Source organism: Telluria sp. ZT3P25, from assembly GCF_059685895.1.
The window spans coordinates 2,825,017-2,848,371 of the sequence record NZ_JCASIJ010000001.1; the positions used below are offsets into that span (position 1 = coordinate 2,825,017).

The window sequence follows — 23,355 nt, forward strand, 5'->3', positions numbered from 1 at the left end:
CAGAAAATCCCCACGAATGCAGCACGGCCCCAATCAAGCTCGTCCGTACTGCTCAGGAAACCGGTGTAAAGAAGTGTGCCAACGGCAACTCCTGACGCATTAAGAAAAAAGTTTTTCATCTTTTGCGAAAGTCATCTTGATCTGAATATCGTACCGCAGCCAACCATCCAGCAACAGCCACTGAGTCACTCGACCGGCAGTAAGCACCCCGGGAGCAGATATTCAAAATCTTTTTCTATTTCCAAGTATCAAAAAAGTGACCGATCCAAAACCGCAAAGTATTCCTATACCGATACCTCGCACCAAAAAATTGGCAGATATCGGTCCAGCCATGTACTCATAGACGAGAACGAGCAGCCCAACAAGCAATCCAGCAAGCACGCTCTGGACTATCAATTTTTTTGTAATATTCAAGGCCTGTTTTCTTTAATGAATCTGCGTTGCTTCTTGTTTCAGAAATGAGCGCTAGCGTCATCCGACTTTATCCAGCATAGCAGACGCACAAGTTCCATAAGTCACAGAATGTCACAATAACTGCCTTCGGCCCTGCATTAGAATTTCGATCAGCAGCAAATTGCTGGCCGCGACAGGCAATGGCCACCAGCACCTGCGTCTGGTACAGCCAAACATGGAGAACGCGATGCTCACAACAGCCATTGTCGGCATGGCTATCGTTTAATTTCTCCGCGTCAGCGCAGCACGGCCAGCCTGACTTTCTTGCCCTTGCGGAAGGTATAGATCGTCATCGCTGCGTCGCGCAAATCGCCCTTCTGATCGAAGGCGATACTGCCGGTAACGCCCTCGTGCCTGACGGCGGCCAACGCCGGCAGGAATCTGGCTGGGTCGCTCGAATTTGCAGTCTGCATTGCTTTTGCAAACACCATCACCGCATCGTAGGCATAGGGCGCATAAGACTGTAGCGGAATCTTGTAGCGCTGCTGATAACGCTGTGTGAACGCATTCAGGCCCGCTTCCTGCCCAGCGCCAACGCCCCCCGCCACGACGCAGTACACCTTGTCGTCGACCAGCGCATCGCCGGCCAGCAGCGGCATTTTTTCCGAGCAGACGCCGTCGCCCGAGATGAGTTTGGCGCGCAGACCGAGCGCCTTCATCTGTTTGAGCATCGGGCCGGCCACCGCGTCCATGCCGCCATAAAAAATCACGTCCGGATCGCGTGCGCGGATCTGGGTCAGGATGGCGCTGAAGTCGGTTGCCTTGTCGGTCGTGAACTGGCGGCTGATGACGCTCCCGCCCGCCCCCGCCTTCTTGACGCCCTTGACGAATTCGTCGGCCAGCCCCTGGCCGAAGGCGGTGCGGTCGTCGATCACGGCAATCTTTTTGGCTTTCAGGGTGCCAATCGTATACGTGGCCAGCGTGCGGCCGATCAGGTTATCGTTGGCGACCACGCGAAACGCCGTCCTGAAACCCTGGTTGGTGTAGACGGGCGTCGTGGCCGCTGGCGAAATCTGCGGAATCCCCGCATTGGCGTAGATTTTCGAGGCCGGCACGGTCGTGCCCGAATTCAAATGCCCCACGACGGCCGCCACCTTCGCATCGACCAGCTTTTGCGCGACCGTCGTGCCGGTGCGCGGATCGGCGCCGTCGTCCTCGGGCTGCAAGACCCATTGGACCTTGCTGCCGCCCAGCACGATGCCCTTCGTGTTGAGGTCATCGATCGCCATGCGGGCACCGTTTTCGATGTCCTTGCCCGCATGGGCGCTGGGGCCGGACAGCGGAGAGACCGTACCGATTCTGACTTGCAACACCTTGGCTGCAGGCTGGGCATGGGCAAACGGTACGGCCGCAAGGACGAGCGAGGACGCAGCGGCGAAGACAAGAAAATGCATGACGGGCCTTATGGTGGTGCGCCTAGCGCTGTGACGCCATCAGGTCGAGCAGGATCGCCGTCTCGGCCTTGATGGTATTGGTGAGCGTCGGCTTCAGATCCGGCGCCCATTGCGGCGAATGGGTTCCTGGCAAGGGCTTGCCCGCTTTCTTCGCCGCTTCCAGACGGCCGGCATCGACCGCGCCCACGTGCAGCAGCAGCGCCTTCACGCCGGGCTGCTGACCGTACATGGCGAAGTCTTCGGACGTCATCTTGGCCGGCATCTCTTTTACAAAATCGGGGCCGACGGCCTGCTCGACCGCCTTGACTGCGCGCGCCACCAGCTGCGGATCGTTGACCACCGAGTCGGTGCCGGTCTTGACTTCTACCAGCGGCTCCTTCGGCGCGCCAGCGGCGAGTGCCTCGCCCTTGGCTTCACGGGCGATGCTGGCCAGCACGCGCTGGCGCACTTCGGGCCGGAAGGTGCGCACTGTCAGCGCCAGCTTGACCTGATCCGGCACGATATTGGCCTGCGTGCCGCCCTGGATGCTGCCGACCGTGATCACGACCGGGTCGAGCGGATTGTTTTCACGCGAGATCAGCGTCTGCAGCGCCATCACAAGCCGCGCCGCCATCACCACCGGGTCGCGCGTTTCATGCGGCACGGCGCCATGGCCGCCCTGCCCGAACATCGTGATCGTGACGGTGTCGGCCGACGCGCGGAATGGTCCGGCATGCCACATGACGGTGCCCGATGCCATCGACGCGTCGTCATGCATCGACAGCGCATAATCCGGTTTTGGGAAGCGCGTGAAGAGGCCGTCCTTGAGCATGGCAGCCGCGCCAGTCAAGGCTTCTTCGGATGGCTGGCCGATCAGCATCAGCGTGCCGCTCCAGGCCTTGCGGTTCTCCGCCATCAGCTTTGCGGTGCCATACCAGGCAGCCATGTGCAGGTCGTGGCCGCAGGCATGCGCCACCGGCACGGTGTCGCCAGCGGCATTTTTCGTCGTGACCTTGCTGGCAAACGGCAGACCGGTCTTTTCCAGCACCGGCAGCGCATCCATCTCGGTGCGCAGCATCACGGTCGGCCCCGGACCATTCTTGAGGATCGCCACCACGCCGGTGCCGCCGACGCCGGTGGTCACCTCGAACCCGAGCGCCTTGGCCCGTTCGGCCAGCTTGGCGGCAGTCTTGTGCTCTGCAAAACCGAGTTCGGGATTAGCGTGCAGGTCACGGTAGAAGGCTTCGAGCTTGGGAAAGTCGGCGGCCAGCTGGGTGTCGAATGGCGCCGGAAGCGACGCGGCATTCGCGCCGGCCTGGGACAGGCCAGCGAGCAGGCTGGCTGCGAGGATGGTGCGGCGGAAGGTGCGTGAAAATGACATCGTGACTCGCTTCAAGAGTTGGGAAGGTGCAGTTCCGATTTATTCTACCTGCATGCTGCCGCGCACGATTACCTGGCAAATCGGGGGCAATTCAACACCAAGCGGCGTGAAACCTATGCCTGCTCCTGCTGGAACTGGTCGCGCTGCATCGCGATTTCCTGCATATACCCCTCGAACTCGGCTGACGTTTCGACGCGCCGCACGACCTGGTCGTTGCTGTCTTCGACCGTGAAGGTGCCGCCGCTTTCCAGTACGCCGAGAATCGCGGCCCGCACGTTGTCCAGCGATGCATCACTGCCTGTCGTCGCCAATGCGGTCCAGGTGTCCTGGTCGATCGCGACGTTATTCTCAAGAAATTTAAGGTTGAACATCATGGTGTTTGTACTCCGGAAGGAAATGGAAACCCAACATAGCATGGACACGCCAGCCGCACGCTTGCAGACGGCCGTACCGAATCGGGGGCCGCCCCCATACACGGGAAGCGGCTGCTGACCAGCTCAATCAAACGATCTGGTGGTACCGACGTCGCTATCTGCCCGGACCACAAAACGCAAACTGTAATTGTCCAGCGTCCCCGGCAAGCGCGCCGGGTCCAACCTCCCCTGTTGCGACGGCGTCAGCGCGTGGATACCGTCATCTTCGCGAATCAACGCGCCCAGCATCACGCTGGTCAGCATCAGCACCAGATTGCGCGCCGGGCACATCACCGGCCCGCTACTGAACGGCACCAGCGGCCAGTCGCGGTCCTGCACATCGCGTACCTTGTCATCCTTCAGCCACAACTCCGGCGCAAAGCGGTCGGCGCAGTCCATGCGCTGATCATCGCGGTGGAAGAACGGCGTGAACAGCAGGATGCCGGTGCCCTCGGGCATCGTGCCCCCTTCCCACTGCGTTGCGCGCGTGCTCTGGCGCAGGATCGCCGGCGTCGTCGGCCACAGGCGCAGCGATTCGAGAACGGTCGAGCGAAGGAATGGCAGGTACTGGCGTTCGATGCCGGGATGGCTGCGCAGCTCGGCGCGGGCGCGCGCCGCTTGTTCCGGATGCGCCGCCAGCAGCGCCAGCGCGCGGAAGGTCGCCATGCCGGCAGCGTCGAACGCGAACAGCCATTGTGGCACCTGATGGTTGGCCATCGTGTCGGCGCTCTGAGGCACGCTGGCCGCGACCGCTGCCAGGCTGCCCGGCTCGGCGCGGTCGAGATAACCCTGGATGCGCGCCAGGAAGCGCGACCGCAGGCCGGTCTTCTTGGGGTGCATGAAGGCCCAGTTGGCCGCCTTGCGCAGCTCGATGATCATGTCGCTGATGGTCTGGTCGCCGGCAGCAGCGTCGCCGAACACGACGCGGCGCACCATGCGCGTCCAGCCGGCATTGAAGGTGTCCCAGTCGAGCTCGCCCTGGGTACGCGCCTTGGCCAGCAGGCGCCCTGCTTCGTCGTCGACCACCGGCAGGAATTTGTCGACCATGTGGTGCACCGCGCGTTCATGCTCGAGCACGTCTTCGTTGAAACGGCGCCGTGCAGTCCGCTCGGGACATTGCGAGATCAGCGAACCGTGCGGTTCAAAATGCGACAACGCCGCGCGCTTCTCGCTGCTGGCGGCGGAAAACGGTTCGGGCGACTCGTCCAGCACGCGCCGCGCGTGTTCGGGCGTCAGGATGACCGCCTGCTTGCGGATCGGCAGTGGCAGCATCAGCGGGCCGCTGCCATATTTTTTGCGCAGCTTTTGCATGCGCCCGATCGCGCGCCGGTCGAGCTCCAACCGTTCGGCCAGCGCCACCACGCCCGGGCGGCGGATAATCACGCCCTTGGCAAACGTCGGGGCCAGCACGTCCACGGCCAGGGCCAGCGTGTCGAGCACACCGGCAGTCGGCAGCTCGCCCTCGCGGACGCCTGAGGCGCCGCGCGAGCGCGTCATCAATCTGGTGGCAACCAGGCCGCCAGCCAGGCCAAGGGCACCTGCGAGCAGCAGGTTACGATGGTGTTTGTTCATCTCAGCATCTCTTTCAAAACAGCGTGTTAATCGGCGCTCTCCGGCTCCGGTCCGCGCGTCTTGCCCGTCGGCGGCTTGAGCTTGACCACCCGGCCGCTACGCGCCGATTCGTAGATCGCATCCATGATGCGCTGGTCCTGCAACCCCTCCTCGCCCGGTGTGTGCACGTCCTTGTTTTGCTGGATGCAGCTGGCAAAGTGGTCGATCATCAGCGTGAATTGGTTGGTCTTGCCGGCCGGGATCTCGGTGGTCTGGTCCTTGCCGTCGACCACGCGCGTGATCCGCAGCTTGTTGCCGTGGTAGGCGTAAGCAGGATCCATGTCGGCCCACGCCTCAAATCCATTCAGGCGGAACATCTGCGACTTGTGCGCCGAATAGTTGGTGCTGCAGGTGGCCGAAAAGCCGCTTGGAAAGCGCAGGACGAACTGGCACGATTCTTCGACTTCGCGAAAGCGCGCGTCGCCTGGCGTCGACCAGATGCTGCCGAATACCTCGGTCGGTTCTTCGCCGCTGAGAAAGCGCGCGGCATTGATGCAATAGATGCCGATGTCCGGCAGCGCGCCACCGCCCGCCATCGCCTTCTTGAGGCGCCAGTGCTGCGGGTCGCCCATATTCTGCGAATTGGCCGAGTTGAATTCCTTCAGCGCGCCCAGCTTTTTCTCGCGGACCATTTTAATCAGCGTGCGATCGAGCGCTTCGTACTGGCTGCGGTAGGCGATCATCAACTGGCGCCCGGCCTTGCGGCAAGCCTCGATCATCTGGCGGCACTCGGCGGCGCTGTTGGCCATCGGCTTTTCGCACAGCACGTGTTTGCCGGCACGCGCCGCGCGCACGGTGTACTCCAGGTGCATATTGTTGGGCAGTGCGATGTAGACGCTTTTCACGTCGGCCATCTGGGCCAGCTTGTCGTAATCCTTGTAGTCGAGCACTGCGCTCTCGGGGATGTTGTACTGGCGGGCGACCTTCAGCCCTTTGTCACGGTCCCCTGTGACCAGCGCCACGACTTTTGCATGCTTGCTTCGCTGGAAAGCCGGCAGCATCTCGTCGATGGCGATGCGGCCCAGGCCCACCACGGCAACGCCCACCCGCTCATTCCACGAGTCGCCCGGCGGTTCGGTCTTCTCGGGCTTTTCGGACTTGTCGAAGATGGGCGGAAAGCTGACCCGGTTCTGTTCGCTGGCCGCGGCCTGCAGCGCTGGCGTGGACAGGGCGGCCATGGTACCGACATAGCGCAGAAAATCGCGGCGCGGCGGCTGATCGTGCTTCATGAGGATTCCTTTCGCGTAGAGGGAATGGATCCTCGCATGCGATTCGGAACAGCAGCGCTCGCTTGCCGGGAAGAAAACCGATCGCGGCTGGATGAGCGCTTGTCAGCGCACACCGGCGTCAGTTATCGGATGGCGCGCCAACGATGAATATCTTTTGCAATGTCGCTTCGAGTGACAGCAGTGAAAATGGTTTTTGAATGAACGCGTCGATTGGCGGCGCAGAATATTCGGGCAGCTCGACTGCGGCGGCCATGATCACTTTCAAGCGCGGCTGGATCTTTTTTGCATCGATCGCATAGCTCGGCTCTCCGAGCAATGTGGCGCCCGGGCTGATCATCATTGCGTCAAACACCATCACCTCAAGCATTTTGAGGCCTCGTAGGGGTGACGATGCACCCAGGCCCGAGTGGCCCAGTGCCTTCAGCAGATCGAGAATGGTCTCGCGCATGAGAAGGTCTCGTTCGACTATCAAGACATAGCATCGCATGAATCGGCTTTCTTGATGAGTAGTGGTCGAGCTTACTCTCATGGCGCGCACAAAACGGTCGATCTCAGAATATCAGCAAGTTTTTCTTTCTGGCCGCATCATGCGGCCGGCAATAACCTGTGTCGTGTGCGATACCCGCTGCACGCCCGTCGGCCTCGATGGTAACGGTCACCGTAAACTGATCACCCCATTGCAGCTTGTAATAGCTGGCCCTGGGCCAGGGTGGCGGAGCAAAATCAACGACGATACGTGCGACGGTGATGTCCGTTACCCGGATACGCGAGCGCTCCGCCAGCGTTGCAAGGAGCCGGCAATAGCGCTAGAACACATCTGAACATTGCGCAGACGAAGGCTGCGCGGATGACGTCAGCAAGTCCAGTATGACCGTGGTCTGACCATGCTGATCGGCCAATGAACGCAGTTTGCCAATCGCCCAATGGCCATCCAGGTCATTGTTCCGGCTAATGAATGAACCGCACAGGCCATTGTCGATACTCGTCAGGCGTTTCTTTGCTGGCATCCGTGCACCCTCTCAGTTGGATTGAAAGGGCGTCAGCCCCTGATCAGTTGTGAATGTACTTGGTGTACACGTCGCTGAAATCGCGCTTGGTATAAGTATCGAGCATCGCGGTATTCAACGCCGTCAGCAATTCATCGAACTGGCTGACGAGTCCGCCGGCGCCCGGCGCGATATTGAGCTTGTGCACCGATGCGGTGGCGTCCAGCGTACGCAGCGCGTTGTTGCGGCATACCGCATCGCGTTGCTGCTGCTTGCCGATTGAGATCAGGGCTTTATAAATGTCCTTGAGCTGTTCGATGAACGCTTTCTTGACGTCGATGGAGAACTTTGTATCGTCCAGATTGAATTTGAGCTCGATATCCATATCGAGCGTGCCGGCTGTTTCAATGGTCACGTCGGTAATCTGGTGCGATGCGTAATCGTAGCGCTTGATCGCGCGTTTCGACGAAATGGCCGAGTCGCCGTCCACATGGATCAGGCCAAGATTGGTGAAGCAGTATTCGTCCTTCTTGCTTTTGATGAGAAAGAAGATCTGCTCGCCGTCTTCGGTGAACAGGTAGTCATCCGCATCGACATTGCCGTAGTCCGCTGGGCCGACAATGACGCCGATATCGCTGATGCCGAGTGCTTCTGCCGCCATACGCTTGAACATGATCGCCTTCCTGTGTGGTGAGAAAAAAAAAGATACATTACCACCGTTTATTCGGGCACCCCGAGAATCACGCTCGACGCCTTGAACAAGGCGGTTGCAGCTAGCCCTTCCGCCAGCCCCAGCGTATCGACACTCTCGTTGGTCACGGTCGCAGCAACCGTGCCGCCACCGCCCAGTGCAATCACGACCTCGGCATTGACGGCGCCGCGCGTCAGGCGCGCGACGGTGCCGGCCAGCTGATTGCGCGCCGACAGCCGCACGCCCTCGCCGGCCGTCATGACGATCACCGAGGATGACTTGATCAGTGCAAACACTTGCCGGCCCCGCGCCAGCGCCAGGTTGTCGGTGCTTTCGCGCGTGACGATGGCGACGATCTTCTGCCCGCCGGCGATGGCAAGTTCGATCTCGTCATTGACCGCGCCCGGCACCACGCGCGTCACGGTGCCGAAGAACTGATTGCGCGCGCTCGTTCGCATCTTGAACCTCGTGAATAAGGCGACATCGTCGGCCACGCCCTCTGCCTGCCGATTGAGTCGTTCCAGAAAATCATGGTGCAGTTGCTCGACCATGGTGAAGTTCTCGACCAGTTGCGCGCCGCGCGCCGTCAGCCGCGTGCCGCCGCCGCCCTTGCCGCCCGTCGAACGCTGCACGAGCGGTTCGCCGGCCAGGTTGTTCATCGTGTCGATCGCTTCCCACGCCGCCTTGTAGCTCAGGCCAACCTGTTTTGCGGCCGCCGTGATCGAACCGCATTGCGCGAGCGCCGCCAGCAAGCCGACCCGGTTCGTGCCGCCGAGCTGCTCGCCACCCACCGTCATCCAGACGGTGCCCTCGAGGGCGATGTGCCTGTCATCCATGTGCGCTCCAGAATCCGTTATATACTTGCGACTATAGCGCTTTTTACGATGCGGAGACGACATGAAACAACTCGCCAGTGTGCTTGCCGTTGTGACCTGCCTGGGAACGGCCCATGCTGGCGAAGTCCAGGTGGCGGTGGCCGCCAATTTCGCCGGCCCGATGGAAAAGCTGGCCCCGCAATTTCAGAAAGACACGGGCCACAAAGCCGTCGTCGCCAGTGGCGCCACCGGCAAATTCTATGCGCAGATCCGCAACGGTGCGCCGTTCGAAGTGCTGCTGTCGGCCGATGATGAAACGCCGGCGCGGCTGGAAGCCGAAGGCCAGGTCGTCCCCAAAAGCCGCTTTACCTACGCAATTGGCCGCCTCGTGCTGTGGTCGGCCAAGGCCAACTACGTTGACGCAACCGGCGCCGTGCTCAAGACCGGCGACTTCGAACACCTGGCGATCGCCAATCCGAAGACGGCGCCATACGGCGCGGCGGCAAGCGCCGTCATCGACAAGCTGGGCTTGACCGCGCGTTTGCAACCACGCCTGGTCCAGGGCGAAAACATCGCGCAGGCCTTCCAGTTTGCCAGCACGGGCAACGCCGAACTGGGCTTCGTGGCGCAGGCACAGGTCTGGCGCGACGGAAAATTTACGGCCGGTTCGGGCTGGATCGTCCCGGCGACCATGCACGCGCCGATCCGCCAGGATGCCGCGCTGCTGACCCGCGGCGCGAAGAACCCGGCTGCGCAGGCGCTGCTGGACTACCTGCGCACCGACAAGGCCAAGGCGCTGATCCGCGCTTACGGCTACGAAGTCTAGGCACATGCTGGACGCGTCCGACTTCGCCGCGATCTGGCTGACGCTCAAGCTCGCGGCGCTCGTCACGCTGCTGCTGCTGCTGTTCGGCACGCCGCTGGCATGGTGGCTCGCGCGCACCCGCTCGCGTGCCAGGCGCGTCGTCGGCGCGCTCGTCGCCCTGCCCCTCGTGCTGCCGCCCACCGTGATCGGCTTTTACCTGCTGCTGGCGATGGGGCCGAACGGCCCGCTTGGGCAACTCACTGGCGCGCTGGGCCTGGGCACGCTTGCCTTCACCTTCACGGGCCTCGTGATTGCCTCGGTGTTCTATTCGCTGCCCTTTGTCGTGCAGCCCTTGCAGAACGCGTTCGAGGCCATCGGTGAACGCCCGCTTGAAGTGGCCGCCACGCTGCGCGCCGGGCCGTGGGACACCTTCTGGTCGGTGGTCGTGCCGCTGGCGCGACCCGGCTTCGTCACCGGCGCGATCCTGGGCTTTGCGCACACGATCGGCGAATTCGGTGTCGTGCTCATGATCGGCGGGAACATCCCGGACAAGACGCGCGTCGTCTCCACGCAAATCTACGATCATGTCGAAGCGATGGAATATGCACAGGCCCACTGGCTGGCCGGCGGCATGCTGGTGTTCAGCTTTGTCGTGCTGCTTACCTTGTACACGCTGTATCCGCAGTCGATGCGGGGGGCGCAGCGATGACGCCCATCTCGCTCGCATGCCGCATCGACCGCGGCGCGTTCAAGCTCGACGTCGATCTGGCCCTGCCCGGGCGCGGCGTGACGGCGCTGTTCGGGCACTCGGGCTCCGGCAAGACCACGTTGCTGCGCGTGCTGGCAGGCCTGGAGCGCGTGGCCGGCGCCCGCGTCGCACTGGGCGACGAGGTGTGGCAGGACGATGCGCGCAAGGTGTTTGTGCCGACCCACGCGCGCGGCATCGGCTACGTGTTCCAGGAAGCGAGCCTGTTCCCGCACCTCTCCGTGCGCGCCAATCTCGAGTTCGGGCGCAAGCGCCTGAAACCGGCCGAGCGCCACTTCGATCTGATGACGGTGGCCGAACTGCTCGGCATCGAACGCCTGCTCGATGCCAATCCCACGACGCTGTCAGGCGGCGAGCGCCAGCGCGCGGCCATTGCGCGCACGCTGCTCGCGTCACCCCGCCTGCTGTTGATGGACGAGCCGCTCGCGGCACTCGACATGCGGCGCAAACTCGAGATCCTGCCCTACCTCGAGCGTTTGCATGACGAACTGGCGCTGCCGGTCGTGTATGTCAGCCACGCGGCCGACGAAGTGGCGCGTCTGGCCGATCACCTGGTGGTGCTGGAAGAAGGCCGCGTGCTGGCCAGCGGCCCGTTGGGCGCGATGCTCGCGCGGCTGGACCTGGCGACGAATTTTCAGGACGATGCCGGCGTGATGATCGAAACGCAGCTGCAAGCGCACGACGCCGATGGCCTGTCGCACCTGGCATTTGCCGGCGGTGTGCTGCTGGTCGGCCAGCGCGACGTCGCCATCGGCACCAGCGTGCGGTGCCGCATCCATGCGCGCGATGTGAGCCTGGCGCTGGAACGGCCACGCGGCAGCAGCATCACGAACATCCTGCCGGCGCGGGTCGATGCGGTCGGCCCGAGCGGCACGCCCGGCCAGGTGCTGGTGCGCCTGCTGGTCGGTGACACGGCGCTGCTGGCGCGGATCACCGAGCGTTCGCGGCGCGAACTGGCGATCGCGCCGGGCGGCGCCGTGTGGGCGCAGGTGAAAGCCGTGGCGCTGCTGGCCTGACCCTGGATCAGCCCCGCAACGCCGCTTCCAGATCGGACAACTCGGCCGGCTTGACCAGGTGTGCATCGAACCCGGCCTCGTGAGCGCGGCGCCGGTCTTCCGGCGAGCCATAGCCCGTATGCGCCACCAGCCGGATATGCGCCAGTTGCGGATTGCTCTTGATCCGGCGCGCGACCTGATAGCCATCCACGCCGGGCAAGCCGATATCGAGCACGATCACCTGCGGATCGTGGCGCGCGGCCAGATCTTCGATCTCGTTGGCGTCGGCGGTGGTGTGCGCCTCGTAACCCATTTCGGCCAGCAGGAAACCCATCATCTCCATCGCATCGACATTGTCATCCACCAGCAGCACGCGCATGCCGCCACTTTGCGTTTCGGGCGTTGCCTGCGTCGCCGTCGCGTCTTCCGCACCGGCGCCGACATGCAGCAGTGGCAGGTCGACGGTGAACGTGCTGCCAAGGCCGATACCTTCGCTGGTGGCCGACAGGTGGCCGCCATGCAGTTCGAGCAGGTGCGACACCAGCGACAGGCCGATGCCCAGGCCTTCCGGCGCGCGGTCCGGTGGCACCTCGACCTGCGTGAACATGCCGAAGATGCGCGGCAGGTTGTCCCTGGCGATGCCGATGCCGTTGTCGCGCACCGAAATGCACACGCGCGCAGGTCCGTTTTCACCTCCGGTCACGTGCACGGCCAGGTGGATCTCGCCACCGGTCGGCGTGAACTTGGCGGCGTTATGCAGCAGGTTGCCGACCGACTGGGCCAGGCGCACCGGATCGCCCGAGACCCAGATCTGGTGGTCCGGCTGTTCCACGCTCAGGCGGTGCCCGCGCGCATTGATCAGCGGCGCCGCCGTCTCGATGGCCTGCGCGATCACGCCCTTGATTTCCACCTCTTCGTTGCGCAGCACGATCTTGCCTTCGGAGATGCGGGCGACGTCAAGCAGGTCGTCGACCAGGTGCGCAAGGTGGTCGACCTGGCGCGTGATCACGTCACGCGCATGCGCCTGGCGCTCGGCCGACCCTTCGCCGATGGCGCCCAGCAGCGCGGCCGCGTTGCGGATCGGGCTCAGGGGATTGCGCAGCTCGTGCGCCAGCGTCGCCAGGAACTGGTTCTTGTTACTGTCGGCGGCGCGCAGCAGCGCTTCCATTTCGCGCCGGCCCGTGATGTCGCTGGTCACGCGCGCTACCCGCACCACCTGGCCGCGCGCATCGCGCACCGGGAACACGCGGTCGCGCACCCAGCGCACCTGACCGTCGGCACCGGCAATGCGGAACTCGTCGTCGTAATGGGCTTCGAACGCCACGCGTTCCCAGCGCGCCGCCATGCGTGCGCGGTCGTCCTGGTGCACGGCGGCCAGCCAGTCGTCGGGCTGCTGGCCCAGCGCCTCGGCGCTGCGGCCCCACACGGTGGCGTAGGCCGGGCTGACATAGACCACCTCGCGCGCCGGCACCGAGAACATCCAGAACACGTCGTCGATATTGTCGGTCAGCTGGCGGAAGCGCTCTTCGCTGTCGCGCAGATCGACCTGGATCTGGCGCATGCGCAGCAGCGCGTTGACGTTGGCAATCAGCTCATCGGCCTCGATCGGCGCGGCAAGATAGTTGTCGGCGCCGCCTTCCAGGCCGCGGATCTTGTCGGCCCGGCCCGTCAGTGCGGCCGATGTCTGCAGCACCAGGACCGTGCTGATGTCCGACTCGGCCTTGATGCGGCGGCACACTTCGATGCCGTTGATGTCGGGCAGCTTCACATCGAGCAGCACCAGCGCCGGCAAGGTCTTGCGCACGATCTCCAGCGCGTCGGTGCCGTTGGCCGCTTCCAGCACCTCGAAGCCTGCGCTTTGCAGGATGCGGGTCTTGGCGTAGCGGGCGCCGTCGTTGTCGTCAACGTTGAGAATCTGGGTAGGATGGGGGTTCATGATCCTGTGGTGTCAAATGCTGATGGCGTCGGCGCCAGGCTGCGCGGCAGGGTCAGGGTGAAAGTCGAACCGACACCGACGGTGCTGGCCACATCGACCCGCCCGCCGAGCAGTTCGGCCAGCTTGCGGCACAGGGGCAGACCGAGACCGGTGCCCTTGCTGCGCCGTTGCAGCGGATGCTCGATCTGGCTGAATTCTTCGAAGATAAGTTGCAGGTTCTCGTGGCTGATGCCGATGCCCGTGTCGGCCACGGCAAACGCGATCGTGTCGGCTTCGGGATCGTGCGCGGCGTACACCAGCACTGACCCCTGCTCGGTAAATTTCAGGGCGTTCGAAATGAAGTTGCGCAGGATCTGCGAAATCTTGCCTTCGTCCGAGAGCAAGGGCACTTGCACGCCGGACGGCTCGAACACCAGTTCGACGCGGCCCTCGTCCACCAACGGGCGCAGCATGCCCTTGAGCGCGCGGAACAGGTTCTCGACCACCACCGGCTCGACCTGTACCTGCACCCGCCCTGCCTCGATCTTGGCCAGGTCGAGCAAGTCATTCACCAGCTCGGACAAGTCATTGGCCGCGGTGGCGATGAAGCTCACCTGGCGCTCCTGTTCTTCGGTCAGATCGCCATCCATCCGGTTGAGAAGCAACTGGGCCAGCGCGCGGATCGACGACAGCGGCGTGCGCAGTTCGTGGCTCGTGTTGGACAGGAAGCGCGACTTCATCTCGTCGGCGCGGCGCAGGCGCTCGGCCTTGTCTTCGATCTCGGCGTACAGCGCGACGATGCCGCGGTTGGTGTCCTCTAACTCGCGCGTGAGCGAGATCAGGTCTTCCTGGCGCTCGCGCAGCTCGGCCAGTGTCGAGAGCAGCTCCTGGTTCTGCAACTGCAGTTCGTGCACCGCATTGGCGTCCGGGCTATCGGCCAGGCGCGCGCCGATTTCAGCCAGGCGCGCCGGCGTGATGCGCTCGTGCGCCGGCAGCGCCTTGCGCACCGTGACCCTGGTCGCGCCGGTTTCGCCCGGATCGACTTCGCACGCGTCCATCAGGCGATGGGCGGTGACGATCGCCAGGTCGCGCAGCGACTCGGTCCCGATCTCGCGGCCAGCCGGGTCGCCGGCATCGGCGCTGCGGGGCTGCCCGGCGCTGATCAGGATTTCGAGATGCTGGCGTCCGTCGCGTTCGCATAGCTGGAACACGGCGCGCCCGCCGGGCCCCTGGTAGCTGGCGCCGCGCGCGACTTCGGACACCGCCGTGCCAACCCGTACCTGGTCCTGCTGCGACAATCCCAGCATGGCCGAAATCTGGCGCGCGCGCTGGCGCACCAGCACCACATCCTGCTCGCGGTCCAGGCCGACGCTGAGGATGCGCAGGGCAGTCATGCGAAGCCTGCTACCCGGCGCACGACGACGACCATCGCGTCGTCGCGCCCGCGCATGAAGTCGCGCATCAGCACAGCCGCAATCAGCGCCGGTGCGCGCCCGTGCAAGCCCGGATACTTTTGCAGATCCCATTGGGTCTGGATGCCGTCCGAGCACAGGATGCACAGCGCGCCGGCCGGAAACGGCACGGCAAACTCCTGCACCTTGCGGATGTTGGCGCCAACGATGCCGTTGTGCGAGACCAGCGCGCGCCGGTCGTCGTCGATCACGATGCCGGCGATATTGCCCACACCGGCAAACGTCAGTTCATCGTTGAAGAAATCGATGCGCGCCGCCGCCAGCGCCGCGCCGCGCGTGCCGCGCAGCGCCTCGTGCGCCGCGTGCACCATTTCGCCGGCGCCGACCGGACCGCGCCCGGCCAGTGCATCGATCGCCGCGTTCGTGGCGGCCGCCGCATTCGGGCCGTGGCCCAGGCCATCGCACGCCAGGATGGTGGCGCCGTCGTCGCCGCACGAAACGGCCCAGCCGTCGCCGCATTCGTCTTCGCCGGCAATCGGTGCCCACAGCGCGCCGACTTCCACGCCGCTGGGGTGCGGGGCCGGTTCGTCGCGCCACAGGCGCATGAAGAACGCAGCGCCCTCGCCGCGCTTTGTGTAGACGTCGAATTCGTCGGACAGGCGCACCAGCGCGCCCAGGCCGGTGCCGGCGGTACCGGCGCTCGAGACGCCGTCGAGCAGGCAGTTGTCGATGTCGGCGATGCCGGGGCCCTTGTCGAGCGCCAGCACGTCCACGCCGATGCCGGCCGGCGACTGCGCCGGCCCGACGTGCATCGCGCCTTCGCCGGCGTGCTTGAGGATGTTGGTGGCCGCTTCGGTGATGATCAGGGCCAGTTGGCCGGCCTTGACTTCATTGAAGCCCAGCGAGTCGGCCACCTTCTGGCCGGCGCGGCGCACGGCCGCGACATCGCTGGCATGGGTCAGGTTGAAGACGAAGTGCGACGACTGAGAACTGATCAGCGTTTCCATTTAATAATCAGCACCGCGGTGCCCTCCTTCGGACGGCTGTCGATGTCGAACTCGTCGACCAGCCGCTTGGAGCCGCCCAGGCCGAGGCCCAGGCCGCCGCCGGTGGTAAAACCGTCACGCAGTGCGCTCTCGATGTTCGGGATGCCCTGGCCGTCGTCGACGAACAACAGACCGATGCCAGGGCGTGCGCCGTCGTCGAAAGCATCGAGATGCACCTCGCCGCCGCCGCCGTATTTGATGGTATTGCGTGCCAGTTCGCTTGCCGCCGTCACCAGCTTGGTCTGGTCGATCAGCGACAGGCCGATCGCCACCGCGCGCTCGCGCACCTGCTTGCGCACGCCCACCACGTCTTCATCCGTACGCAGGCGCAAGGTCACGCGGGCGGTGCGCTGCGCGCAGCGGTGCTCCAGCAACGGCGTTTCAAACAGCACCGTCCGGGTTTGCGCGTCGACCATTATCGATAGCTCTTTCCGAGCAGCGCCATGCCCTTCTCGACATTGAGCGCCGTCTGCACGCCATGCAGGGTCAAGCCGAGTTCGACGAGCGTGATCGCTACCGCCGGCTGCATGCCCACCACCACGGTGCGCGCGTCGAGCACGCGCGCCATGGCGGCGGTGTTGCTGATCATGCGGCCGATAAACGAGTCGACCAGGTCGAGCGCCGAGATGTCGATCAGGACGCCCTTGGCGCTGTCGCTGACAATGCGCTGGGTCAGGTCATCCTGCAGCTGCATCGCCAGGCGATCGTGCATGTCGACCTGGATCGTCACGAGCAGCAGGTCACCCATGCGCAGGATCGGGATACGTTCCATAGCGATCGCCTCAGGCTGCGTTCTTGATCATGATCGACGCGCCGGTGCGCTCGAGCGCGACCAAGAAGGCATCGGCCAGCGTGGCCTTGGTGATCACGTCTTCCAGGTTCACGCCCAGATGCACGATGGTTTGCGCGATCTGCGGACGGATGCCGCTGATGATGCAGTCGGCGCCCATCAGGCGCGCTGCGGCGATCGTTTTCATCAGGTGCTGCGCGACCAGCGTGTCGACCGTCGGCACGCCGGTGATGTCGATGATGGCGATCATGGCGCCCGTATCAACGATCTTTTGCAGGATGTTTTCCATCACCACCTGGGTGCGGGCCGAATCAAGGGTACCGATCAGCGGCAGCGCCAGGATGCCGTTCCACAGCTTGACCACCGGCGTGGAGAGCTCGAGCAGCTCCTGCTGCTGGCGCACGATGATCTGGTCCTTCGTTTTCTGGAACACTTCGATCGTAAACAGACCCAGCTTGTCGATCAGCGTATTGACGGTCCAGGAGGCCGTCGCCAGGCCATCGGCATCGGTCTCGAACACGTCGCGCAGACGCGCGAACAGCGGCTGCTTGAGCGAGAACACGAGCGTTGCCGTCTCGGCCGGGGTGGAGCCGGCCTTGGCGCGGGTGGCCGAGATTTCACTCAGCAGGTCGCGCACCTCGTCCCAGGAACGGTGCTCGATGTTCTCGAGTTCACCGCTGCGGGTCGCGACAGCGAACGCTTTGAGCAGCTGCTGGCAATGCGCGCGCAACTGCTCGCGCGCCGCGCCGCTGCTGCGCACCGTGATTGACTCCAGCTGGGCGAGCCATTCTGCGCCAATCCCCGATTCTTCTGCAAGAATCGCCTGGCTGATTCGGTCCGCATAATCGTTCATGCTCATCTGTCGTATCCTCAAATAGTAAGTGGCGCAGCACAATGTTGCATCAAACTTGGACTGATTTGGCAGGGTGCTCGTAAGTATCCAACTATACCATTTCCGATGTAGACAATCGGCATTGTTCTGTTGACTAGAGGATATTTTTGCATCCCCTGCGCAGACCTGCGCGATGGGCCCATTCATACAGCACCGGCAGCAATAACAGGGTCAGCACGGTCGACGACAGCACCCCGCCGATGACCACCGTGGCGAGCGGGCGCTGGACCTCGGCGCCGGTGCCGGTTGCCAGCGCCATCGGCACGAACCCGAGCGAAGCGACCAGCGCCGTCATCAGCACCGGGCGCAGGCGCGCCAGGGCGCCATGGCGCACCGCCTCGGGCAGCAGCATGCCCTCCTCGCGCAGGCTGCGAATGAAGGCGATCAGCACTAGGCCATTGAGCACCGCCACCCCCGACAGCGCGATGAAGCCTACCGCCGCCGACATCGACAGCGGAATGCCGCGCGCCCACAGCGCCGCGACGCCGCCGGCCAGTGCGAACGGGATCCCGGTGAAGACCAGCAGCCCGTCGCGCAGATTGTTGAAGACCAGGTACAGCAGCACGAACACGAGCAGCAGCGAGGCAGGCACGATCAGGCGCAGGCGCTCGGCGGCCGTCGTCAGGTGCTCGAACTGGCCACCCCAGGCCGTCCAGTAGCCGGGCGGGATGCGTACATCCTGCGCGATGCGCGCCTGCGCCGCCGCGACGAACGAGCCGATGTCGCGCCCGCGCACGTTGGCAGTGATGACCACGCGGCGCTTGCCTTCTTCGCGACTGAGCTGGTTTGGGCTAGGCGAGACGTCGAAGGTGGCGATTTCGCCCAGCGTGATGAAGCTGTGCCCGCCCTCCTTCGTGCCGGGCAAGGCCACCGGCAGCCGGCGCAGCGCGTCGATGTCAGAGCGCATGTCTTCCGGCAGGCGCACGACGATGTCGAAGCGGCGGTCGCCCTCGAACAGCGTGCCGGCCACGCGTCCGGCGGTGGCGGTCGCGATCATTTCCTGCACGTCGCCGATGTTCAGGCCCATGCGCGCGGCGCGCTCGCGGTCGACCCGGATCTGCAGGATCGGCAGGCCGGATGTCGCCTCGACCTGCACCTCGGCCGCGCCGGCGACCGTGCGCAGGCTGGCCGCGATCTGGCTGGCAGTCGCTTCGAGTACCGCCAGGTCGTCGCCGAACAGCTTGACGGCGACGTCGCTGCGTACCCCCGAAATCAACTCGTTCACACGCAGCTGGATCGGCTGGCTGAATTCGTAGCTGTTGCCGGGCAGGCGTTCGAGCGCCTTGCGGATCGCCTCTTGCACGGCGGCGCGCGAGCGCTTCGGCCTGGGCCACGCGGATTCGGGCTTGAAAATGATGTAGCTGTCGGCCACGCTGGGCGGCATCGGGTCGGACGCAATTTCAGCGGTGCCGATGCGGGCGAACACGCGCGCAATTTCGGGCACCTCGCGCATCAGGGTCGTCTCGATCTGCTGCTGCATCCTGACCGACTGGGTCAGGCTCGTGCCCGGCACGCGCACCGTCAGCACGGCCATGTCGCCTTCGTCGAGATTCGGCGCGAACTCCAGGCCCAGGCGCGTGGCCATCAGCACCGCCAGAGCGATCACCAGGCCGGCGAACACCATCACCACGATGCGGTTGGCCAGTGCGTAGTCGAGCGCCGGCGCATACCAGCGGCGCGCGGCCAGCATGACGCGGCTGTCCTTTTCGTCGACCTTGCGGCCGATGAACAGCGCCACGGCGGCCGGCACGAACGTCACCGACAGGATCATCGCGCCCAGCAGCGCGAACACCACCGTAAACGCCATCGGGTGGAACATCTTGCCCTCGATGCCGGTGAGCGCAAAGATCGGCAGGTACACGATCATGATGATCAGCTGCCCGTAGATCAGGGGCCGCCTGGCTTCGCGCGCGGCGGCGAAGACTTCGGCAAAGCGTTCTTCGCGCGTGAGCAGGCGCCCGAGCCGGTACTGGGCGCCGGCCAGCCGGCGCACGCAGTTCTCGACGATGACGACGGCGCCGTCGACGATGATGCCGAAGTCCAGCGCCCCCAGGCTGAGCAGGTTGGCACTGACGCCGCCGGCCACCATGCCGGAGAACGTAAACAGCATCGCCAGCGGAATCACCAGCGCGGTCAGCAGCGCCGCGCGCAGGTTCCCCAGAAAGAAAAACAGCACGGCGATGACCAGGATCGCACCCTCGACGAGGTTCTTGCGCACGGTGGCAATCGCCTTTTCGACCAGCACCGTGCGGTCGTACACGGTCACCGCCTTGACGCCCTTGGGCAGGCTGCGATTGATCTCGAGCATGCGCGCATCGACTGCCTGCGCCACCTTGCGGCTGTTCTCGCCGATCAGCATGACCACGGTGCCCAGCACCACCTCGACGCCGTTTTCGGTGGCCGCACCGGTGCGCAATTCGCGCCCGATGCCCACTTCGGCCACGTCGCGCACGCGCACCGGGATGCCATTGACACTGGTGACGACGATGTTGCCGATGTCGTCGATGGACGCGGCCTGGCCCGGTGCGCGCACCAGGTACTGCTCGCCCTCGCGCTCGATGTAGCCGGCGCCGACATTGCTGTTGTTGCGCTCGAGCGCATGCACGATGTCGATCAGTTCCAGCCCGTACGACGACAGCGTGGCCGTGTTCGGGGCCACCAGGTATTCCTTGTCGAAGCCGCCGATGGAGTTGATGTCGGTGACACCCGGCACCGTGCGCAGTTGCGGCTTGATGATCCAGTCCTGGATCTCGCGCAGGTCGGTCGGCGTGTAAGGCGTGCCATCGGGCTTTTTCGCACCCGGCTCGGTCTCAACGGTCCATTGGTAGATTTCACTCAGGCCCGTCGCGATCGGGCCCAGCGCCGGCACCACGCCGGCCGGCAGGTTTTCGCGCGCATCCTGCAGGCGCTGGCTCACGAGCTGGCGCGCGAAGTGGATGTCGGTGCCCTCGTCGAACACCACCGTCACCTGCGACAGGCCGTAGCGCGACAGCGAGCGGTAGGTTTCCAGGTGCGGCAGACCGGCCAGCACCGCCTCGACCGGATAGGTGATGCGCTGCTCGACCTCGAGTGGCGAGTAGCCCGGCGCCGCCGTGTTGATCTGCACCTGGACGTTGGTCACGTCGGGCACGGCGTCGATCGGCAGGCGCCCATAATTGTAGATGCCGATGGCCGCCATCGCCAGCACGGCCAGCAGCACGAGCCAGCGCCGCTCGATACTGAGCGTAATGAGGCGGTCGAACCAGGTGACGGGGTGCAGGTCAGTGTTCATGACTGGCCTCGCCCTTGCCCTGTTCGGCCTTGATCGTGAAGCTGCCGCTGGCAGCGTAGGTGTCGCCCGGATTCAGGCCGGCCGTGATCTCGATGAAGCGTGCATCCGCGCGCCCGGTGCTGACGGGTTGCGCGATGAAGCCTTCCTTGACGCGCTTGTAGACCACCTGGCGCGTATCGACGGTCTGGATCGCTTCGCGCGCAACGGCCACCGGCACGTCGCTCGAGCCGGTCACGATGTCGACGTTTACGGCCAGGCCAGGCCGCCAGGCGGTGCCCGGATTGGCCAGCACCACGCGTGCCTTGGCCGAGCGCGATGCCTCGCCCACCAGCGAACTGACGAAACTCACCTTGCCGGGCGCGGTCGTGCTTGATGCAATCGAACGGATCACTGCGGTCGTGCCGACGCGCACGATGTCCAGGTCGCGAGCCGGCACCACGACGTCGGCCCACACGGTCGACAGGTCGGTCAGCGTGAACACGCGCGTATCGGCGCCCACTACTTCGCCGAGCGTGATGTGCTTTTCGACGATGATGCCGTCAAACGGCGCGCGGATGGCGAGCAGACTCGAGCCGCCACCACCGGCGGCGCCGAGCGCCTGCAACTGCTGGCGCACGGTGTCGCGCGCGACTTCGGCCTCGGTCAGTTCCTGCTCGGCTTTCAGCAGATCCTGACGCGCCGTGATCTTTTCTTCCCATAGCGTGCGCTCGGTCGCCACAATCCTGCGCGCATAGTCGACCCGTTTCTGCGCCGCCGTCAGCGCGCCGCGCTGGCCGGCGATGTCGGCGCTGGCGATGCTGGCAAGGATCTGATCCTTGCGTACCTGCTGGCCCAGGTCGGCGCTGACGTCGCGCACCGAGCCGGCCGCGCGCGGCGTGACGTGGGCAGTGCGGTCTTCGTTCAGCGCGATCTGGCCCGGCATGCGGATGAAGGTGTCCAGGTGCTTCGGGCCGGCCGTGGCAACCGTGATGTCGGCCACCGTGATCTGGTTGGGCGTGAAGTGAATGACGCCGTCGTCGGCGTGCGTTTCTTCTTTTTCTTCGGCGTGTTCGACCTGTTCAGCGTGCTCCTCGCCCGCCTGCTGCGCGCGGTCGCGCAGCAGGACAAAGGCGGCAAGTGCCAGCGCGATGGCCAGCATGATGACGATGATGCGTGTTTGCTGCTTGTTCATGGGTTCTCCTGCACCGCTGCTTGTCCCAGCAGGCGTGCGATATCGGCGTGCGCGCGATGGCTTTCGGCGACGGCATTGAGGTATTGTTGGGTGGATTGCGCCAGCACGCGCTGGGCGTCGAGCACGTCGATCAGGCCGAACTTGCCGAGCGCGAAACCGCGGCTGGCGGCGCGCTGCGCATCCTGCGCACCGGGCAAAATCTCGGTGGCGATCAGCGCGCATTCGGCCAGCGCCGTGCCAAGGCGCGCATGGGCCTGGCCCAGTTCGGCGCGCAGACGGGCGCCTTGCGCAGCCTGTTCGTCCTGCGCCTTGTCGACGCGGCGCAGCGCATCGAGGACGGCGCCGTCGTTGCGGTTGAACAGCGGCAGCGGCACCGACAGACCCAGCACAGTGCGGTTTCGAGCATCTGGCCCTTCCCGCTGTGCGCCGACGATCACGTTGACGTCCGGCGTACGGCGCGCCTGTTCGAGCCTGGCCAGCGCCTGTCTGTGCTTCAGATGTGCGCCAGCCTGGCGCATGCCGGGTGCAGTGTCCAGTTGCGCCAGCAAGCCGTCCAGCGGCGGCAGCGCGGGCAGCGTGACGGCGTCCGGCTCGACGACGACGAGCCCGCGCGCCTCACCCGCCCACAGGGCCGCGAGCTGGAACCGCGCGGCTTCCAGCGTGCGCGCCGCCTGCAGCGCCTCGATGCGCGCTCCCCCCTGCGCCACGCGGGCGCGGGTTTGCTCGACGGGCGACAAGGTACCGGCATCGACCCGCTTGCCGGCGGCGTCCAGTGCGCGGCCCGCGAGATGCACCAGTTCCTGCGCCATGCGTTCACGCGCCAGCGCCGCCACGACGTCGTAAAACGCGGCAATCACATCGGCGCGCACGCGCGCCTGTTCGGCGTTCAGCGCCAGCGCCGCCAGCTGGCTTTCCTGGCGCGCCACATCCATGCGCGCAGCGCGCTTGCCACCCAGTTCCACCGGAATGGTCAGGAGCGCCGTGAGCGTGCGGTTGTCGCTGCGTTCGCCCTCGCGCAGCAGCTCGAGTTCGGGATTGGGTCGCGCCCCGGCCTGGGCCAGAGCGCCCTGTTGCGCGGCGACTTCCTGACCGGCCGCGCGCAGCGTCGGATTCAAACGCAGGGCCAGCGCGATGGCGGCGTCGAGCGTCAAGGGCTGCGTGGGGGCGGCCACGGCGGCCATGGGCGCAGCCTGGGCTGCCAGCGGCAGGCCAATGGAGGCCAGCGCGCACGCAAGAGCGAGCGCCGCCAGCGGCGGTGTCAAACGGTGTTTCATGATGGTGCTCCGAACGGGTGAATGTCCGGCGAAGGCAATCGGGCGGCCGCGCGTGGCGGGCCGGCG

The 23,355-nt window shown here is 64.9% G+C and carries 20 protein-coding genes; 3 read left to right on the top strand and 17 right to left on the bottom strand.

Annotation, left to right across the window (positions count from 1 at the left end; translation table 11 throughout):
- Positions 1-689 precede the first annotated feature (689 nt).
- From AC56LY_RS12570 to AC56LY_RS12605, 8 genes are all read right to left on the bottom strand, one after another.
- The gene (locus tag AC56LY_RS12570; protein WP_499579907.1) at positions 690-1,847 is read right to left on the bottom strand and encodes a branched-chain amino acid ABC transporter substrate-binding protein; all 1,158 of its coding nucleotides are present in this window, start codon (positions 1,845-1,847) and stop codon (positions 690-692) included.
- 22 nt (positions 1,848-1,869) lie between these two features.
- Positions 1,870-3,207: an amidohydrolase gene (locus tag AC56LY_RS12575; RefSeq protein ID WP_499579909.1), complete on the bottom strand. Its 1,338-nt coding sequence runs from the start codon at positions 3,205-3,207 to the stop codon at positions 1,870-1,872.
- 113 nt (positions 3,208-3,320) lie between these two features.
- Positions 3,321-3,581: a hypothetical protein gene (locus tag AC56LY_RS12580; RefSeq protein WP_499557232.1), complete on the bottom strand. Its 261-nt coding sequence runs from the start codon at positions 3,579-3,581 to the stop codon at positions 3,321-3,323.
- 123 nt (positions 3,582-3,704) lie between these two features.
- A complete protein-coding gene (locus AC56LY_RS12585; RefSeq protein WP_499579913.1) occupies positions 3,705-5,192 on the bottom strand; it encodes a cytochrome P450 in 1,488 nt (495 codons plus the stop codon).
- A 26-nt stretch (positions 5,193-5,218) separates the two neighbouring features.
- Positions 5,219-6,460 carry a Gfo/Idh/MocA family protein gene (locus tag AC56LY_RS12590; RefSeq protein WP_499579917.1) on the bottom strand — a complete coding sequence of 414 codons (1,242 nt, stop codon included), beginning with the start codon at positions 6,458-6,460 and terminating at the stop codon, positions 5,219-5,221.
- Positions 6,461-6,578: 118 nt separating this feature from the next.
- The gene (locus tag AC56LY_RS12595) at positions 6,579-6,908 is read right to left on the bottom strand and encodes a hypothetical protein (protein WP_499579919.1); all 330 of its coding nucleotides are present in this window, start codon (positions 6,906-6,908) and stop codon (positions 6,579-6,581) included.
- A gap of 602 nt (positions 6,909-7,510) precedes the next feature.
- On the bottom strand, positions 7,511-8,119 hold the full coding sequence (locus tag AC56LY_RS12600) for a PH domain-containing protein (protein WP_499579922.1): 609 nt from the start codon (positions 8,117-8,119) through the stop codon (positions 7,511-7,513).
- A 47-nt stretch (positions 8,120-8,166) separates the two neighbouring features.
- Positions 8,167-8,973, bottom strand: a complete 807-nt coding sequence (locus tag AC56LY_RS12605; RefSeq protein WP_499579924.1) for a TOBE domain-containing protein — start codon at positions 8,971-8,973, stop codon at positions 8,167-8,169.
- A gap of 61 nt (positions 8,974-9,034) precedes the next feature.
- On the opposite strand from AC56LY_RS12605, the gene modA reads away from it, so the two are divergent.
- From modA to modC, 3 genes are read left to right on the top strand one after another with little or no spacing between them, the layout of a single operon-like run.
- Positions 9,035-9,778, top strand: a complete 744-nt coding sequence (gene modA / locus AC56LY_RS12610; protein ID WP_499579927.1) for a molybdate ABC transporter substrate-binding protein — start codon at positions 9,035-9,037, stop codon at positions 9,776-9,778.
- A 4-nt stretch (positions 9,779-9,782) separates the two neighbouring features.
- A complete protein-coding gene (gene modB, locus AC56LY_RS12615; protein ID WP_499579930.1) occupies positions 9,783-10,466 on the top strand; it encodes a molybdate ABC transporter permease subunit in 684 nt (227 codons plus the stop codon).
- Complete coding sequence (gene modC / locus AC56LY_RS12620; protein ID WP_499579935.1) at positions 10,463-11,539, top strand: molybdenum ABC transporter ATP-binding protein; 1,077 nt, start codon at positions 10,463-10,465, stop codon at positions 11,537-11,539. The genes modB and modC overlap by 4 nt, the downstream gene beginning before the upstream one ends.
- Before the next feature lie 7 nt (positions 11,540-11,546).
- Here the strand turns inward: modC and AC56LY_RS12625 are convergent, their stop codons facing one another.
- The 9 genes from AC56LY_RS12625 to AC56LY_RS12665 all read right to left on the bottom strand — a co-directional run bounded on the left by AC56LY_RS12625 (position 11,547) and on the right by AC56LY_RS12665 (position 23,289).
- Entirely contained in the window at positions 11,547-13,454 is a 1,908-nt protein-coding gene (locus tag AC56LY_RS12625) for an ATP-binding response regulator (RefSeq protein WP_499579938.1), read from the bottom strand.
- A complete protein-coding gene (locus AC56LY_RS12630) occupies positions 13,451-14,827 on the bottom strand; it encodes an ATP-binding protein (protein ID WP_499579940.1) in 1,377 nt (458 codons plus the stop codon). The genes AC56LY_RS12625 and AC56LY_RS12630 overlap by 4 nt, the downstream gene beginning before the upstream one ends.
- Entirely contained in the window at positions 14,824-15,852 is a 1,029-nt protein-coding gene (locus AC56LY_RS12635) for an ATP-binding SpoIIE family protein phosphatase (protein WP_499579942.1), read from the bottom strand. The genes AC56LY_RS12630 and AC56LY_RS12635 overlap by 4 nt, the downstream gene beginning before the upstream one ends.
- Complete coding sequence (locus AC56LY_RS12640) at positions 15,840-16,307, bottom strand: anti-sigma regulatory factor (RefSeq protein ID WP_499579946.1); 468 nt, start codon at positions 16,305-16,307, stop codon at positions 15,840-15,842. The genes AC56LY_RS12635 and AC56LY_RS12640 overlap by 13 nt, the downstream gene beginning before the upstream one ends.
- Positions 16,307-16,663: an STAS domain-containing protein gene (locus AC56LY_RS12645; protein WP_183555342.1), complete on the bottom strand. Its 357-nt coding sequence runs from the start codon at positions 16,661-16,663 to the stop codon at positions 16,307-16,309. Before AC56LY_RS12645 ends, AC56LY_RS12640 begins: the two co-directional genes overlap by 1 nt.
- Positions 16,664-16,673: 10 nt before the next feature.
- Complete coding sequence (locus AC56LY_RS12650) at positions 16,674-17,540, bottom strand: STAS domain-containing protein (RefSeq protein WP_499579949.1); 867 nt, start codon at positions 17,538-17,540, stop codon at positions 16,674-16,676.
- 127 nt (positions 17,541-17,667) lie between these two features.
- Positions 17,668-20,844, bottom strand: a complete 3,177-nt coding sequence (locus AC56LY_RS12655; RefSeq protein WP_499579953.1) for an efflux RND transporter permease subunit — start codon at positions 20,842-20,844, stop codon at positions 17,668-17,670.
- Positions 20,834-22,015 carry an efflux RND transporter periplasmic adaptor subunit gene (locus tag AC56LY_RS12660; RefSeq protein ID WP_499579956.1) on the bottom strand — a complete coding sequence of 394 codons (1,182 nt, stop codon included), beginning with the start codon at positions 22,013-22,015 and terminating at the stop codon, positions 20,834-20,836. Before AC56LY_RS12660 ends, AC56LY_RS12655 begins: the two co-directional genes overlap by 11 nt.
- Positions 22,012-23,289 (bottom strand): TolC family protein, encoded by a 1,278-nt coding sequence (locus AC56LY_RS12665; RefSeq protein ID WP_499579960.1) that lies wholly within the window; start codon positions 23,287-23,289, stop codon positions 22,012-22,014. Before AC56LY_RS12665 ends, AC56LY_RS12660 begins: the two co-directional genes overlap by 4 nt.
- Positions 23,290-23,355 lie beyond the last annotated feature (66 nt).